Source organism: Myxococcales bacterium, assembly GCA_023898405.1.
Lineage (GTDB): Bacteria > Myxococcota > UBA727 > UBA727 > JABDBI01.
This window is the reverse complement of sequence record CP060221.1, coordinates 767688-783207: the sequence shown is the minus strand read 5'-3', so window position 1 is coordinate 783207 and position 15520 is coordinate 767688. Positions and strand designations below refer to the sequence as shown.

Below are 15520 nucleotides of genomic sequence, written 5' to 3'. Positions count from 1 at the left end.
ATAGGTGAAAAAATCATTTTTAATAGTTCTGGGGTCAATTTTTTCTATAGTTTCATTTGCTAATATTTCAGTTATGAGTGACGGAGGTGATGGAACAGTTTTAGCAAGCATCACTACCGACGATCCTGTGAGTAATCCTACTGGAGAAGAGGCTGGCTATACACTAAATAAATCCTCTGGCCGTTCTTCGTGGGTTATCAAAGAAGGTCGAGCTAATGCGATTGTGAAAGAATACATGCCGGATGCTCCAGGTGGTCCAGGTTATGTAGTAGAAATTACCTATGATATGAAAGTACGTTTCAAAGGCCATCAACAAGGAAGCATCGCCTTGCTTGTGCCTGAGCAAGTATTTGCTGACAACTTTATAGAAGACTTGATGGGAAATCATCCGATGGCTTTTGGTGGTTTCGAACTTGATTATCACGGAACAGACGATGCCAAGGATGCAGACGACAATCTCTATGAAGATTGTGCAAAGACAAGAATATTTAACATCGACACCGATTATCAACCACCAGAATCATCTAACCCTTCAGTTTACGTTTTATATTCTAAAGGAGCGAAGATCGAAAACCTAGAAGTTAAGATGAAAGTACACGATAGCTTGCCCGTGATTGGTGCGGTACAGCTGGATGTTTCCGGAAAAGTCTTGGGTTTTAATTTTAAAGCAGGTTTTGATTATAAGCCAAACAACTAAGCAATCCAGAAAAAAGCTGAGAGCAAAAATATTGAACAATCGAGTGAGATGGGTGTCTTGAAAATCATTTTTTGTAAGCCAAAGCAGAGCACGTGATCAAATCAAGCATTTTAAAACATTCTCTTAGAGTTATAGATAGTACACCTGAGCTTTAATGCTAGAGTTTATATCTTTTTGATAATTCAAGTTCCATAAAATACGTGAGTCGGGCCATAAGATTCGACGCACGTATTTTTTATTGCGCCTGATCACAGCATGCGGCCCACCGATGCTGTCGGCATGAATAAGTGCTTTAAAAAAATGCTCGGAAAAATAGACTGGATGTCCTGCAGCTTGATAAAAATGCGGAACAGCTATTATTGGCCAATTAAAATCGATCGTGGTGATAAAAGCGTTTAAAAGAGAGCGAGAAAAAAAAGGAGCATCAATGGGAAAGATCAATAAACCTTGAGTTTTTTTGTTTTCCGCTAACACCGTTTTGATGGAACCACTGAAGCCTAGATTTGGATAACGATTCGCTCTAATGAGAATGTCAAACATCGATAGGTAGTCACAAAATTGTTTATTGTGCAACAAAAAATCCGGCAGTGTGAGAAAAGTTTTGATCCTCAAAGCCCATAAGAATTTTAAGGGAGAGATAGCTATATTATCGCCATCATAGGGTAAAAGAACTTTGGGAAAGCCCATTCGTCTGCTGTGACCTGCTGCCGCAATTAAGGCTATAATTTTTTGTGTTTTCATTTTTTACCATGATGACTTGAGCAAGAATTGAAAAAGCAATTTCTTGGGGAGTTTGAGCGTAAATATCAAGTCCTACAGGGCATCGTAGACGGGCAATCTGCTGTTCATCCAAATTTTTTGCCCGCAAGCGTTTTTGAGTCATGAGAGCTTTTCGCTTAGAGCCCACCAGTCCAAGAAATTTTGTGGGATACTTGAGCACAGCTTCTACAATGCTTTGATCAAGCTGGTGATCATGGCTTGTCACCACAACGTAGTCATGCTCACAAATTTGCAAATTTTCGATAGAAAAAATTGAGGAATCACAGATTTTTTCTTGAACATGTTCAAAACATGGGAGCGTCAGGAGATCTTTTCGATGATCGAGAAGAAACACATTAAAATCTAGAGAAAGAGCCTGAGGGCATAAACTCTGAGCTATATGACCAGCACCAAAACAGATAAATCGAGGCTTTTGTGCGATAGGCTCTATAAAGACGGTCATTTCTCCTCCACAGCACATACCAAGTTCATTGCGGAGCGAAGTAGTTACCAATCGGGAAGAATTTTCTTTGAGTGCTTCAAGAGCTTGTTTACGAATATGATGTTCGATTGCTCCTCCTCCAATGCTTCCTTTTATGTCTCCGAAGCTTGTACCATCGTTTAGAACCAGCATTTTAGCGCCAGCTTTTCTGGGAGTTGATCCGCTGATAGCAACCACCGTGCACAATGCACTTGCTTGCTTTAAATTGTGAAGCTCTTTTAATAGATCAAAAAAAATCATTGCTCATTTTTAAACGTGATTATCAAAGAAAAAAATCACTTCACCCAACTAAAATGACAGGGCTAAACATTTTCAAAATGCTTTCTCAGCTTAGAGAAAAATTAATTTCAAAACAGTTTCTTGGGCAAACATCCCAGGTCTAGGCGATTTCTTTTTGAGGAACCTTGGTCGTCTTTTGTGCTGGGCGACGGTTAGTTACTTGTTCGCAACGTTTCACAAGCTCGGCGTATGAGGCTTGAGAAAGTTGAGGCTCCTTCTCGCTCCCTAGGTGAGATTCTTCTTGAGCGTTTTTGAATAAAAGACAAATGGCCTGTCCTTTCACAACAACATCACCATTTTGGTTTTCTACCCAGACAGAAAATTGCACGCGATGTTCATCATTTTTGCGGTAGCGCCGCACGATAACTCCTTTCGCACTCAAAACATCGCATGGCCAAATAAGTCTTTGAAAGGTTGTGCTCAGGGTCGTGATCGACATATTTTGAGCAAAGGTTTTTAGACCTTCTTCAATTATTCCAAGAGCTATGATGCCTGGGGCGTAGACACTGCCAAGTCCTGCGCTTTTGGCATACTCTTCATCAAGGCCCATGGGAGAAAAATCATCACATGCTGCTGCAAAGCGCGCAATCTGTAGACGGGTTATAGGTTTTTTAGGAGCAACTTTAAGTTTGTGGCCTATTTCTACGCTATCCCAATATTTTTTCATGCTCTACCTCGATTAAAGCCACCGCGAATTGCCAAAACTCGCTCGGCATAAAATGCAATTTCTTGTTTTATTGAGGCGATGGTTTCAAGAATAATAAAACCGATTGGATTTGAGGTTGCCTGTTGCTCATAAGCGTCTTTAAGGAATGTTCTGAGTTTTACTGTGTCTCCCACACTAAGAAAATGGCCGATCAAAAGAGACTCTCGACTTAGGAGTATATTTTTGTTGTTGATATTGAGATTTTTATAGATAGTTTCCGTATCAACTAAATTTCCATAGACAAAGGAAGGCAAAATATTATTTGACTCATAGAGCTGCGGGTCAAAATCACTGGAAATATATGAATTTTTTAGTTGGCTAAACTCGACCAGTCGCGTGCTGGAATCGAGCTCATTTCCTATAAGTGAAATAATTTTTGACATTGATTTGCCTTATAAAACTATAAACCAATATTATTATCAATCAAGCAAAAATAAATCACAAATAATGTTTAAATAAGTAGATTTTTCTATTGTATGTTGCAGTTTTTGTTTGCTTCACCAGATTGATTTTGAGTGAACATGTTTGCAGCCGTACCGATAAGAGCGGCAGAAGCTTCAATCGCTTCATTGGGCTGGCTCCAGTCAGTTTGACCTTGGAGCACCCTTTTGATAGGAGCGCTTAATTCTTGATTATTTATATTAAAAAAAGGAAAGGCTAAATCAGCATTTTCGAGCGCTTGTTTGGCTACGTGACCGCAGTTGTGGCTATAGAGGTTATAAGAAGCCTTAGTGGCTTCTTTGTAGTGATTATCGATAGTTGCCCATAACTTTTCATAGTTAGCTTTTAAAATGGTATGAAGGACGGTTTCACATTTAGCATCCTTATAGTTTTCGTTAGCAACTCTAGAATTCATATTTTGCCCGGCTAATATCGATGCTATTTCATCTTTGTTAATCGGATCGTAGCTGAGCACATTGACCTTAAGTGGAGTTTCTCCTCGCACAAAGATGTGCCAAGCATTAGTGAAACTTTCTTCTATACCGAGTATTTTTGTAAGGCGAATTTTGCAAACTTCTATTTTGTAGGAAGCCTGTACAGAAAAGCAAAATGATAAAATTATAGCAACGGATAAAGTATATTTTTTCATACTAATTTCCTTTGTATTGAAAACTAAGATATGGAATTTTTACTAGATTTTTCATATTTGCCTGTCAACCGTCTCATGTATGGGATTTTTGGCGATAGTTTCGGTGGTTGTGTAGAGAAAAGAAAATTCATTGATAAAAAACCATATTAACAGCGCGCACTTATTGAGAGATTATGTGCTTGATAAGTTTGAAAGCGAGGGCGAAGAGCATGCAGAATAATACGCTCAATACTGACGCTAAACAATCAAGTTCGAGTTTGACTCGTAAACAGTTGATCAAAAGACTTAAGGAACAAGACTTTGATGTATTGATCATAGGCGGCGGTGCTACAGGGGCGGGTTGTGCTCTTGATGCTGCAACGCGAGGATTGAAGACTGCTTTGATCGACAGTCATGATTACGCTTTTGGTACCTCAAGCAGAAGTACTAAATTAATTCATGGAGGAGTTCGTTACTTAGAAAACGCCATCAAGCACTTTGATTGGAAAGAATATGAACTGGTGCGTGATGCACTGCATGAAAGAAAATATTTTTTACACAATGCTCCTCACTTAACACATCCGATAGCTTTATTGACACCTGTCTATAGTTGTTTTGAATCTTTTTATTACTGGGTTGGTTTAAAAATTTACGATGTAATTGCGGGGAATGCTCGCTTTGGAGCTAGCACTTTTTTATCAAAAAAAGAAGTTCTTAAAAGGTTTCCTGCCATACAATCCCAGGGGCTTAAAGGTGCTGTTCTTTATTATGATGGGCAATTTAACGATGCCCGCATGAATATCGCTTTGATCTTGAGCGCTCTTCGTGCTGGAGCTGTGACGCTCAACTATGTGGGAGCTCATGATTTTATTAAAAAAGATAAAAAAATTGTTGGCCTTAATGTGGAGGATAAAGTTTCCAAAGAACGATGGCCGGTGTATGCCAAGCTCGTTATTAATGCGACCGGGCCCTATACTGATAGCATACGTAAACTTAATGATAGTAACGCCAAGAACATAATGGTGCCTAGTCAGGGCTCGCACATTATATTGCCTAGGGAATATTCACCGCGTGATGGGGGAGTGGTGATTCCAAAAACCAAAGATGGCCGAGTGATATTTTTATTACCTTGGCAGGGGAAAACTTTAGCTGGAACTACCGATCAGCCTCAAAAAATTACTGACAATCCTACGGCAAGCAAGGAAGAAGTGGATTATATCATTGAGCATGTGGCTCATTATGTGGCTAAGCCCATAGAGCAAAAACAGGTTCTAGCAAGTTGGAGCGGTCTTAGGCCTTTAGCTAAACCAGAGCATCAGAAAAATTCTACCGCTGCCATGTCTCGCGATCATTTAATTGAGCTCAGTGATTCGGGTCTGTTGACCATCGTGGGCGGCAAATGGACCACTTATCGAAAAATGGCTCAAGATGTGATCGATAGCGCTGTAAAAGCAGGCTCGCTTAAGGTTAAAAATAATTGCATAACTAAAAAATTAAAACTTGTAGGAGCCGATAATTATGGGCAAGAACAGGGCTGTTTCAATTTTTTGGATAAAGATATCGCTAAATATTTGCTTCATGCATATGGAGACCAAGCTGAACAAGTAATCAAAATAGATCGACCTTGTCGTTTGCTTGAGGATAATCCTTATATCGAAGCAGAAATAATTTATGCCTTGAGGTATGAATATGCGCTTTATGCCAACGATATTATTGCTCGCCGCATACGCATAGCTTTTTTAGATCAAAGGGCCGCGCTGAAGATTGTTCCCAAAGTAGTAGCGATTATGGCTCAAGAACTAAGTTGGGATAGCGAACGCGCGGCTCAAGAAATTAAAGAGACCAATAAATTCGTTCAATCGATGCTTATTTCATAACACCAGTTTTTTCCATGAACCGCTTAAAAACTTGCTAGCGCACGCAATAAGAAGACCAGCAGCATAAATGATAGCGGCGATCCAGCAGCCGAGAATACCTAATCCAAAATGCAGTGCCAAAAGCCAGGCCAGCGGTACTAGGCATAAAAAGTGAAGGCAAAATTCAGCGATCATTATGTATCGTGTCTCGCCAGCTCCATACAATGCCTGCGTTAATACTAAGGCTGCAGCTGCAGTGGGCGATAGTAAAAGAGCGCACATCTTTAGTGAAGGAGTTGCTGTATTGATAACCAGCTCTTTTAGGTGACTGGCGTCCAAATCGGGTGGCAAAAATAGAGCGAGGATAGGTTTGGGTAACAAAAAAGTTATAAAACCAAAAATAGACATGACATAGACTGCGAGTAAAACGCACTGCCACACATAACGTTCGGCAAGCTTGGGAAGCTTTGCTCCGATAGATTGAGAAACAAGCGTAGCGGTTGAAGTACCAAAAGCTAGGCAGGTCATGAAAACCAACATCATGACGTGAAGAATGATACTTGCAGCTGAAGCATTGATGGAGCTGCTTCCCTCAGCAACATCGATTGCGCTCACAATAAAATTAAAAAGACCAACTCCAACCATTAAAACGACTGTTGCAAGGCCAGACCATAGAGATAAACGGGATACTGCCAATGCTATGGTGCTGTTAAGATTTTTAAAACGAAAGATTTTAAACCGTTCTCGGTCTTTTTTTCTTAAAGCCCAAAAAATCATGACTAAAAGACCAGTATAGCTTGCTATAACTGATCCCCAGGCAGCTCCATTGACGCCCAAGTAAGGGCTTTTAAACCCAGCAAATTCAGAACCGAAAATTAAAAAATAATTACAAATAATATTAACGATGTTCATGATGATAGCAACTGTCATGTGGATGCGTACTCGTCCTAGGCCATCATAAAAACTTTTAAATGAAGCCATGAGCGCCATACTAGGAAGTCCCAATAGACGAATTTGGCTGTATTCACTCCCAACAAGCTGCACTTCTTGGCTTTTGGTGAGAAGCGTCATGGTCGGTTCAATCAACAAGATAGCAACAGTAGTGATAACAATGCTTGCAACAACAGAGACGGCAACTGAATTGGTGAGGACTTGTCCGGCTTTTTCAAAATTCCCTTCACTATAACGACGAGCCGATAGGGCTTGTGTACCAACGGAGATGGATGATAAGAATCCGCCATATGCCCATAGCAAAACAATCGAAGCCATAATGGCGGCAGTACCTGGTACTGCTTCGGCATCGCTTAAGCGGCCGACCATAAGGAGATCGATGGTGTTGACCGCAGTTTGGGTGAGCATTCCAACGATCACGGGCCATCCCAAATGAATGATGCGACCAAGAATTTTAGGTTCCAAAAATAAGAAACGAAATTGTGCAGGCCCCGGATCTTGGGCGTACACTGATTCTGAAAGGCGGGAGGCCTGTGTTGTTTTTTGTGTTTTCATATCCAAATTCACAATGAGTAACCTTATTTCAGTGAAATAAAATAATGATGCCGTCTTTTCCTATAATCACAAATGTCTAACGTAAATAACATACTTACTTTTGAGATGATGTGCGTTAAGTATGGCCAAAGAATTATGAGTTTGGTGGAGGAAAAAATGTCCATGTACAGGAAAAAAACTTTATATATCGGTTTGATAGCCTTTGTTGTGTCTACGTTGTTCAGTGGGTGCCAAAAAAAACTGCAGCCAGGAATGTGTATTAAAGACAGAGACTGTGTGGTTGATGCCAGCGGTAAAACTTTGAACGGAGTGTGTATTGAGCAGCAATGCCAAGAGTGCCGCGAAGATATTGATTGCACAGGCTTAAATCAGTGTATCAACAACCGGTGCGAACAATTGTGCCAAGCAGATACAGACTGCGGCTATGAAAAACATTGCGAAGACAGCATTTGCGTAAATAATTGCTCTGAGAGCGTAGCCTGTTTAGAAGATCAGACGTGCTCCAATGGTCGCTGTGTTTCCCAATTAGATTTGGAAAGTCAACAAGATCAACTGACACTAGAAGGCTGTAAAAAAATTGAACGCATTCAATTTGATTTTAATCGTTTTGAAATCAAAGAAGACTATCGTTCAGATGTGCAAAAACTTGCCCAATGCTTGGAAAAGCACCCTACTCTTACCCTAAGCATTAAGGGACATACTGATGAAAGGGGAACTCCTGCCTACAATATGGCGTTGGGGGATAAAAGAGCGCGTGCTGTTTTGAGCTTTCTGCAAGGAATGGGCATTGCAACGGCTCGCGTAACAACGCTATCCTTGGGCGAGACAGAGCCTTTAGTGAAAGAGAGTAATGAGTATGCCTGGCAGCAAAACAGACGTGCAGAATTTAATTGGGATAATAACTAAACCTAAAAAGTTTCTTTTGGGCGCACTAGGCAAATCAATTTTTGTTGGTGCGTTTTTTATTTGCGCTTCTGGCTGCATTATGACCAAGGCGCAAGGTGATAAGCTTTCTCACAAAGTAAATGATATGGAAGGTGAAGTCGCAAAACTTCAGCGGGTTCGCCATGATATGGAAATATTGTTGAGCGGCCAAGTGCGGGATTTGTTTGATCGGCTAGCTCGATTAGAAAATCAACTCAATAATATTCGCCAAGCCATCAACGACGGTTCAAGTAAAAATCTCAAGCTGATAACCGAAGTGCAGGATCTGCGTGGGGAGCTTGAAGAGGCACAGCACAAGTACAGAAATTTAGAACAAGAACACCAAAGTTTGGCAAAAAATCAGCTGGCACTCAAAAAAAGTACAGAAAAAATCAAAGTTCCGCCTCTAAAGGATGAGCATTTTGCTTTGGCTAAAAAGCTTTTTGCTGCTGGAAAATACAATGATTCTATCTACTTAGCTGATGAATTTATTAAAGAGTACGCTGAAGGAAAAGACAAAGATGCTCTTGGGCAGATGTATTTTTTGATGGGCGAGAACAACCGTAAACTATCTGAAAATAAAAAAACGGCCGATGATGTGGAGAAATATCGCAAAACTGCTGTTGTTAACTATCAAAAAATAGTGGAATTATTCAAAGTTTCGGTTTTGCGGGAAGAAGCCCTTTATCAGATAGGCAGCATATTAAAGGAAATGGGAAATTCAGAGGGAGCAAAGGCTGCTTTTAGAGAATTGCTTTCTTCAAACGAAAAAAGTAAACGAGCACAAGCAGCCAAAAAGCATTTGGCATCTTTAGAAAAATAATTAGCTGGCGTGTAATACTAATCCTAGAAATTAGGCTTGGTTAATTTCTAGGATTGCTATAATTCCTTACCGATCATGATTGAAGGCCAGCAAAAAGTATTTTTTAAAACTGCTGTAGAGTATTTAAGTATTTATTAATCGTGCGCTTGAAAGATGTTGTCATGAGAAAAAATAAATTTTTGGGGAGATTATGGAGGCACCTTCCATAATAGTTGGCCGTGATAGATCTCACGTGCGTGAGTTGATAGTCTTGGCAAATAAAGCTGAAGTTATCAGCGCTTCGGCTTTTTTTGATAAAGTTAGAGCATTGGCCTTTTTGTATGATAAAAATCTACGCCGCGATGATTATGCTCCGTTAATTTTTGCTCAAGAGTTTATTGCACGCGATCGACATTATCCGCTGCTTTATGCGCGCAATTGTGCGACGCTGTATTCATCGCTTTATCACGGCATAAGTCCGCCAAATGAAAGTTACGCGAAGCTTTTAGAGCATAATCCTGTATACATTGAGGTAATAAAATTACTTTCCAAAATTGATGAAGCGATGAAGGCTCAATCCTTGGTAAATCAAGTGAGTGCTTTGTATAGAGCTTGGCAGATTATTGAGAAGCATAAAATTGTTCCTCTTGCGTTGAGACAAAAGAAAATAGCTCTTTATTCATTGATCGATCTGACAGCTCTTGAAAGCGAAGTCATTAAATCTCTTGCTCGTTGTGGCATTAGTTTTTCAATTAATTTTCCCTTCGACTTTGAAAAACGCAGCTTTAACATTCCCGTTGACTATGCTGCAAGACCTTTTGAAAGGGAACATAGTGCAAAACTCATAGATTTAAATTTTTTCCCCTTGGGGCAAGAAGGCCCCCTTGAGCCTTTGGTCAATAATGTTCTTAAAGAAAATAAAACTATTAGTCTTGCCGAGCGACATTGCACTATCCATGCAGCATGCACTATCGATGAAGAAGCCTGCCTAATTGCGCAAAAGATAGCTTACCTTAAAAGAGATAATCCTGAACAAAAAGTTGCTTTGGTAGTGAGAACTATTGATGAGCGCAGCGAATTTTACAAGCGCACCTTGTTAGAGCACAATATATCCGTACGAGATCGTAAGGGTATTCCTCTAAGCGAGACAGCAGCCGGAATTTTTTTGAGTAGCATTTTTTCAGCCTGTGAAAGTTCTTTATCGCGTAAAGATTTTTTAAGTTTAATTTGCCATCCTCTATCTCTTTTTGAAATCGATGACATTGAAAAGCGCGGGCAGTTTATAAAGCTTATTGATGAATTAGGTATCGATGAGTGTGTTATTACTGCTTTTGGCGATCAGTGTCGCTATACTTATGCTTTTGCTAGCGCTAGAAAAGTGTGGAGCCAGGATAGTGAAAAGTTGGAGCTCGTCCAAGACTTGTCCGATCTTGTTGCTAAGATCAAATGGCAGCTTTCACGCTTTAAAAGCAAGGCCAGTTTAAAAGATTACCTAGAAGTTTGTATTGATCTCATAGCTCAATGTTTTAAAGGAGAAGAGAGTTCTATAGAGCATCTTCTATCTGCACTTAAAAATATCAAAATAAGTTTGTCATTAAAGACGCGCTCGGAAATATCTTTTTCTGACTTTAAATCATTTTTAATAAATGAACTTAAAGCTCTTACCATTGCTTATCCAGATGTTTCCGATGTTTATGCTGTAGAATTTTTGATGCTTCCTGAACTTTTGGGCAGAAAATTCGATCATATTTTTATTGCCGATATTTCATTTGGACGTATGCCACAAAACATTACACCCGATCCTTTGCTGAGCGATGAATATCGGATTCACATCAACAAATTATTAAAAAAAGATGTATTAAAAATATTTTTTGATGATCCTTTTGAACCTATGATTGTACCTCCCAGGCAAGCATTGGAGCCATTTTGGTTTGTCAGTGCCATAGCTGCTGCCCAATCGAGTGTGCATTTTTCCTATGCCAAGTATGATCACAATAATTCGGAGCAAGCTCCGAGTGAATTTTTTTTGTGGCTGCAAGAAAATGTAGAAATTAAAAAAGAAAACAGCCTATTAAAGCCCTATGTGAGTCATCTAAAAGAAAGATTTTATCAAGGGCAAAAAGCTTCTGATCAGAATGATTTTTCTCATACGAGTGCTTGTGCGCTCAAGCAAAGAAGGGAAATGTTTCATTCAAAAAAAGCCGATGAGTATGCTGGAGCTTTCAACCCATTTCAAGTGGAGCAACTGTTTTTAGGACGTATCGGAGATAAATCTTATCGTGCTCTTACCCCTACATTGCTTGAATCATTTTCTGAATGTGCTTTTTATGGATTTTTTCATAGAATTTTGAAACTCGAACGAGAAACGACAGAACACGATGAAGCTGATTTTCGGGCCTTGGGGCAGATAGCCCATCAGACTTTGCAGTTTTTCTATGAGAATCATGATTCACACGAACAAAAAGATTTAGAGGGCATTATACAAAAAGTGAGCGCAGATTATTTAGCCCACAACTACGTTGCTCAGCCTGAGATTTTTTATTGTCAGATAGAAGGTTTAAAAGTTTTGCTGCAAAGACTGATAGAACAGTTAGCGCTTTACTTTTCTAAAAAGCCGATCGCTTTGGAAATTCCATTTGGATTGGGATTAGGGCAGAAATCGGTTCCCATTAATACAAAAGGCAAGAAATATTATCTCGGTGGAGTGATCGATCGCATTGATAAGCTAGAAAATTCTTTGGCCATTATCGACTATAAACTTTCATCTATAGCGCAGCTTAGAATTAATGCATCGGAATCAACTCTCTTTAAAACTAATTTTCAGATTCCTGTTTATATACGGCTTGCTGCATCCAAGTTTGGTGGTTCCGAAATTGATAGTATTAATTTTTCATATGCTTCAATACGTGACGGAAAGCTTATGAAGTTGTCTTTAAAAAACAACGAAGGCTTTATGAGAAAAATTCTTAATGATAATGAATGCGGCGGTCTTGCTGATGCAATCGGAAATATTATTTCTCCCATCGAAGAAGGAAAAATTATTGCACAAGCTGGCTCACAATGTACCACCTGTCACTTTCAATCTATGTGTAGAAAATCTGAAGTGTAGATTATGAATAAAAATTTCTTTCATATTGCAACGTTGGCAAGCGCAGGAACAGGTAAGACATATTCTTTAGTAGAAAATTATCTATCTGCTCTGTTCGGACTCGATGAAAGTGGAATTAAAAAACGTCCTGCCCAAATTTTGGCTCTGACTTTTACGCAAAAAGCGGCCAATGAAATGAGAATCCGTATTGCAAGGCGTCTAGGAATGCTCTTGGTTGAAAATAATTGCGATGATCCACTCGTGCTTTTAGCTCAAGAAAAGGGAATTAAATTTCCTAAAAACGAAGAGATAAAATTAATTCTTCGTGCTCTTCCCAATGCTCCTATAGCCACCTTTCATGCTTTTTGCTCTTCGCTTCTTAAGCAAGAGGCCTCGAGTTTGGCAATGTTAGGAAATTTTGATATCTTGGAGCCTTCACAAGAGTATGAGCTTGCCAAGAATATCGTGCGCTCCATTTTGATTGCTAAAATAGCTAAGGATAAAAACTTAAAAAATCTCGTTGCTCGCTTTCGGTTGAGCAGTGGTATGCGCAGTGCAGGTTTGATTGAAGGCATTTTAAATTTATATTTTAAGTTGTTTGAAAAAGGTGTGTCTCCGTCAGATATTCCTTACTATGCCAAAAATCATAAGCTTTCTTTAAGCCATATCGAGCATAGTTTTTCCTTGCTCAAAGGAGCCTATGAGAAATTCAGTGAAATAACGCTCACCAAAACTGCTCAACTCCGATTAGAGATCATTAAAGAAAAGATTAAACTTTTTGAAAATTGTCTTAGCGATCCTCATGAGCAAACATGTGCTCATGCCTTTCAAGAATTGCGTGAGAGTGTCAAAGGTAATTTCGGAAATAGTAGTTTACGAAAGAATCTGGTTGAAAAGACCCTAAAATTAGGTGCGTTGCTTGTCGATTATTTTGTGATGGCCGATGAAAATACTTTGATGTCTTTAGTGATAGAGTTTCATGAAATCTTTGCAAACACAAAACTACAAATAATGAAGTTTTCTTATTCCGATCTTTTGGTGAGAGTGAGAGATGCTTTGAGGGATAATCTATCGTTCAGACAAAAAGTAAAAGAACGATTCAAGCATGTCATGGTGGATGAATATCAAGATACAAGCCCTCTGCAAGAACAGATAATAGCGCTGCTGTGTGAAAATAAAAATGATGCTTTGCCTTTGGGAAGCCACGAAGATGCTTTGATGGATTTAGATTTTAGACAGGGAAGCTCACTCTTTGTGGTGGGTGATAAAAAGCAGAGTATCTATGGATTTCGAGGGGCTGATACCAGTCTTTTCGATAGAATGCTTAAAAAGATGCAAGACTCGCACACGTCTTCTGATGCTCATGAAAAGCGTATATTAAAAACCAATTATCGATCGTCAAGCGAAGTAATTAACTTGGTTAACAAAGTTTCGAGGCAGGCTTTAAGAAAACAATCCTATAGTCAAGATGATGATTTGCTTGTTCATAAAAGCAAAAATTTAGGCAAAGCTTTGTTATGGGTGAGTGATTCCGATCAAGAAATGCCTGCTAGTATGTCTAACTTATTTTGTGCGGCGCACGGAATAGCACAGCTTTTAAAAGAGCGGCCAGATTTATCCGCAAAAGATATTACAGTCTTGGTGCGAAGAATTAAGTCGGCAGCTGTCATCAAATCACAATTACACAATTTGGGAATCAACTCACGCATTGTGGGCGGTGAAGGATTTTTTCAACAGCAAGAAGTGATAGATATTCTTTCTGCTCTAAAGCTTTTAAACGATCCTTGTCACTCGATCGCTTTATTAACAGTATTACGCTCTTTGCTGGTTTTGATCCAAGATCAAGAAATTTTGTCGATGCTTGATGAAAATAATTGCATAACACTGATGTCTGTACAAAAGGCTCTGGACGAACAACGTCTGAGCAAAAAATCAGCCGAACGTTTAAGCATTTTTTTAGAAGCGCTTAAAGAAATAAAAAGCAATCTTTATAAAAATTCATTGCTTGAAGCGGTGAATACTTTAATCGAACGCACTGACTTTAGTTTTTCTTTGGGGTTTTATCCCAATGCCAATCAACGGCTTGCTAATGTTTATAGACTGCGAAGCATGCTGACAAAAGGTCATGATAATTTTGTAAAAAAAATTGAAGATTTTTACCAAAAAATTACAGACGACTTAAGTGAGCCCCTTGCCCCAGATGCAACTTCCGAAGATGTAGTCAGCATCATGACGATTCATCAATCAAAAGGTCTAGAGTTTAAGGTGGTGGTGTTAGCAGACAGTGAAAGTGCTCAACCCAATGATAGTGATGAGATACTTTTTGATAAAAAATTGGGATTTAGGATCAAGGCAAAACAAAGAGCTGTAGCAGTGTGTGCACCTACAGCATCTGAAAAAGATTGTGCTGCTACAGCTTTTGATCAGATTAAACTTCAAAAAGCCAAGGAAGAAAAAGAACAAAATGCCCGTCTATTGTATGTGGCGCTCACGCGTGCGCAAGAAGAAATTTATGTAGCCGCATCAAGGGCGGCAGTGGATGCAGAAAAAAAATCCCACAGTTTGCTGAATATTTTTTTATCATCGCTCGATCAAAAAGATGAGTTCCAAAGAAAAATTGTATTTGATACCAGACTGCTTGCTCCAACTGTGAAGTTAGCATTGTTAGAAGATAACGTGGGTATTTATCGCCAGGAAGAAAAATCTCGAAGAATTTTTTCCAGCAACCTTAAAGCTCCAGCTTATCTAGATTTTCATAATTTGATCGATAGAAAAATATATTCTTCCTTTAAACATATTGATGGAAATTGTGCACACTCGATCATGGCAGAAGTCGGAGCGCAGTTAGTAACGCTTGAGCATGTTGAACATGAGGCGCTTAGGCAGCTGATTGATGCGAGCGTGCGCGCCTTGGGCCCTTATGAAAATCAAGATGTGTTAGCTCGTACCCAAGAAGCCTGTTTTTATTCATTACTCAGACTGCATGAAATTCTTAAAAATTCTATGCGATCAATTTTCGAAATGCCACTGAGTTCTATGCCTGTGCCAGGCTATATTATCGAAGGCTTTGCAGATTTAGTGGTTGAGAATAATGATTTTATCGGAGTGATTGAATTTAAATCAAGTTATCGTTTGGCAACCCATCCTGATACTTATTTGCAGACTCTCGCCTATGCCAAGGCATTAGAAGAGTTTGCTAAACCTCTGAGATTTGCTGTTTTGCTAATCGGAGCCCAGCAGCCTATTAAGTGGCAGGAATTTAATCATGATTATGAAAAATTATTATTAGACGCACTGGATTTCATGGCTAATCAAGCTGGGCATAAATAAAA

At 39.3% G+C, this 15520-nt stretch carries 12 protein-coding genes; 6 read left to right on the top strand and 6 right to left on the bottom strand.

Going from position 1 to position 15520, the window contains the following annotated elements; all coding sequences use genetic code 11:
- Positions 1-73 precede the first annotated feature (73 nt).
- Positions 74-697: a hypothetical protein gene (locus tag H6731_03540; GenBank protein ID USN51491.1), complete on the top strand. Its 624-nt coding sequence runs from the start codon at positions 74-76 to the stop codon at positions 695-697.
- A gap of 129 nt (positions 698-826) precedes the next feature.
- On the opposite strand, the gene H6731_03535 is transcribed toward H6731_03540, so the two are convergent.
- The 5 genes from H6731_03535 to H6731_03515 form a co-directional block, all read right to left on the bottom strand.
- On the bottom strand, positions 827-1438 hold the full coding sequence (locus H6731_03535) for a nucleotidyltransferase family protein (protein USN51490.1): 612 nt from the start codon (positions 1436-1438) through the stop codon (positions 827-829).
- Complete coding sequence (locus tag H6731_03530) at positions 1353-2198, bottom strand: XdhC family protein (protein ID USN51489.1); 846 nt, start codon at positions 2196-2198, stop codon at positions 1353-1355. The genes H6731_03535 and H6731_03530 overlap by 86 nt, the downstream gene beginning before the upstream one ends.
- 139 nt (positions 2199-2337) lie before the next feature.
- Entirely contained in the window at positions 2338-2904 is a 567-nt protein-coding gene (locus H6731_03525) for a MaoC family dehydratase N-terminal domain-containing protein (protein ID USN51488.1), read from the bottom strand.
- Entirely contained in the window at positions 2901-3326 is a 426-nt protein-coding gene (locus H6731_03520) for a hypothetical protein (GenBank protein ID USN51487.1), read from the bottom strand. The genes H6731_03525 and H6731_03520 overlap by 4 nt, the downstream gene beginning before the upstream one ends.
- A gap of 86 nt (positions 3327-3412) precedes the next feature.
- Positions 3413-4033 carry a hypothetical protein gene (locus tag H6731_03515; GenBank protein ID USN51486.1) on the bottom strand — a complete coding sequence of 207 codons (621 nt, stop codon included), beginning with the start codon at positions 4031-4033 and terminating at the stop codon, positions 3413-3415.
- Between the two features lie 257 nt (positions 4034-4290).
- On the opposite strand from H6731_03515, the gene H6731_03510 reads away from it, so the two are divergent.
- Positions 4291-5889: an FAD-dependent oxidoreductase gene (locus H6731_03510; GenBank protein USN51933.1), complete on the top strand. Its 1599-nt coding sequence runs from the start codon at positions 4291-4293 to the stop codon at positions 5887-5889.
- Here the strand turns inward: H6731_03510 and H6731_03505 are convergent.
- A complete protein-coding gene (locus H6731_03505) occupies positions 5884-7374 on the bottom strand; it encodes an MATE family efflux transporter (protein ID USN51485.1) in 1491 nt (496 codons plus the stop codon). The two genes, H6731_03510 and H6731_03505, sit on opposite strands and share 6 nt — an antisense overlap.
- Positions 7375-7530: 156 nt before the next feature.
- Here H6731_03505 and H6731_03500 point away from each other — a divergent pair, with 156 nt between their 5' ends.
- From H6731_03500 to H6731_03485, 4 genes are all read left to right on the top strand, one after another.
- The gene (locus tag H6731_03500) at positions 7531-8280 is read left to right on the top strand and encodes an OmpA family protein (GenBank protein ID USN51484.1); all 750 of its coding nucleotides are present in this window, start codon (positions 7531-7533) and stop codon (positions 8278-8280) included.
- A gap of 79 nt (positions 8281-8359) precedes the next feature.
- Positions 8360-9121, top strand: a complete 762-nt coding sequence (locus tag H6731_03495) for a hypothetical protein (GenBank protein USN51483.1) — start codon at positions 8360-8362, stop codon at positions 9119-9121.
- Positions 9122-9311: 190 nt separating this feature from the next.
- The gene (locus tag H6731_03490; GenBank protein ID USN51482.1) at positions 9312-12209 is read left to right on the top strand and encodes a PD-(D/E)XK nuclease family protein; all 2898 of its coding nucleotides are present in this window, start codon (positions 9312-9314) and stop codon (positions 12207-12209) included.
- A 3-nt stretch (positions 12210-12212) separates the two neighbouring features.
- Positions 12213-15518 (top strand): UvrD-helicase domain-containing protein, encoded by a 3306-nt coding sequence (locus tag H6731_03485; GenBank protein USN51481.1) that lies wholly within the window; start codon positions 12213-12215, stop codon positions 15516-15518.
- Positions 15519-15520: the final 2 nt, after the last annotated feature.

Excerpts from the sequence above, each read along its gene's own strand:
- H6731_03540 (USN51491.1), top strand. The coding sequence starts at position 74 with ATGAGTGACGGAGGTGATGGAACAGTTTTAGCAAGCATCACTACCGAC.
- H6731_03490 (USN51482.1), top strand. The coding sequence starts at position 9,312 with ATGGAGGCACCTTCCATAATAGTTGGCCGTGATAGATCTCACGTGCGT.
- H6731_03495 (USN51483.1), top strand. The coding sequence starts at position 8,360 with ATGACCAAGGCGCAAGGTGATAAGCTTTCTCACAAAGTAAATGATATG.
- H6731_03535 (USN51490.1), bottom strand. The coding sequence starts at position 1,438 with ATGAAAACACAAAAAATTATAGCCTTAATTGCGGCAGCAGGTCACAGC.
- H6731_03525 (USN51488.1), bottom strand. The coding sequence starts at position 2,904 with ATGAAAAAATATTGGGATAGCGTAGAAATAGGCCACAAACTTAAAGTT.
- H6731_03500 (USN51484.1), top strand. The coding sequence starts at position 7,531 with ATGTCCATGTACAGGAAAAAAACTTTATATATCGGTTTGATAGCCTTT.
- H6731_03530 (USN51489.1), bottom strand. The coding sequence starts at position 2,198 with ATGATTTTTTTTGATCTATTAAAAGAGCTTCACAATTTAAAGCAAGCA.
- H6731_03505 (USN51485.1), bottom strand. The coding sequence starts at position 7,374 with ATGAAAACACAAAAAACAACACAGGCCTCCCGCCTTTCAGAATCAGTG.
- H6731_03520 (USN51487.1), bottom strand. The coding sequence starts at position 3,326 with ATGTCAAAAATTATTTCACTTATAGGAAATGAGCTCGATTCCAGCACG.
- H6731_03515 (USN51486.1), bottom strand. The coding sequence starts at position 4,033 with ATGAAAAAATATACTTTATCCGTTGCTATAATTTTATCATTTTGCTTT.
- H6731_03485 (USN51481.1), top strand. The coding sequence starts at position 12,213 with ATGAATAAAAATTTCTTTCATATTGCAACGTTGGCAAGCGCAGGAACA.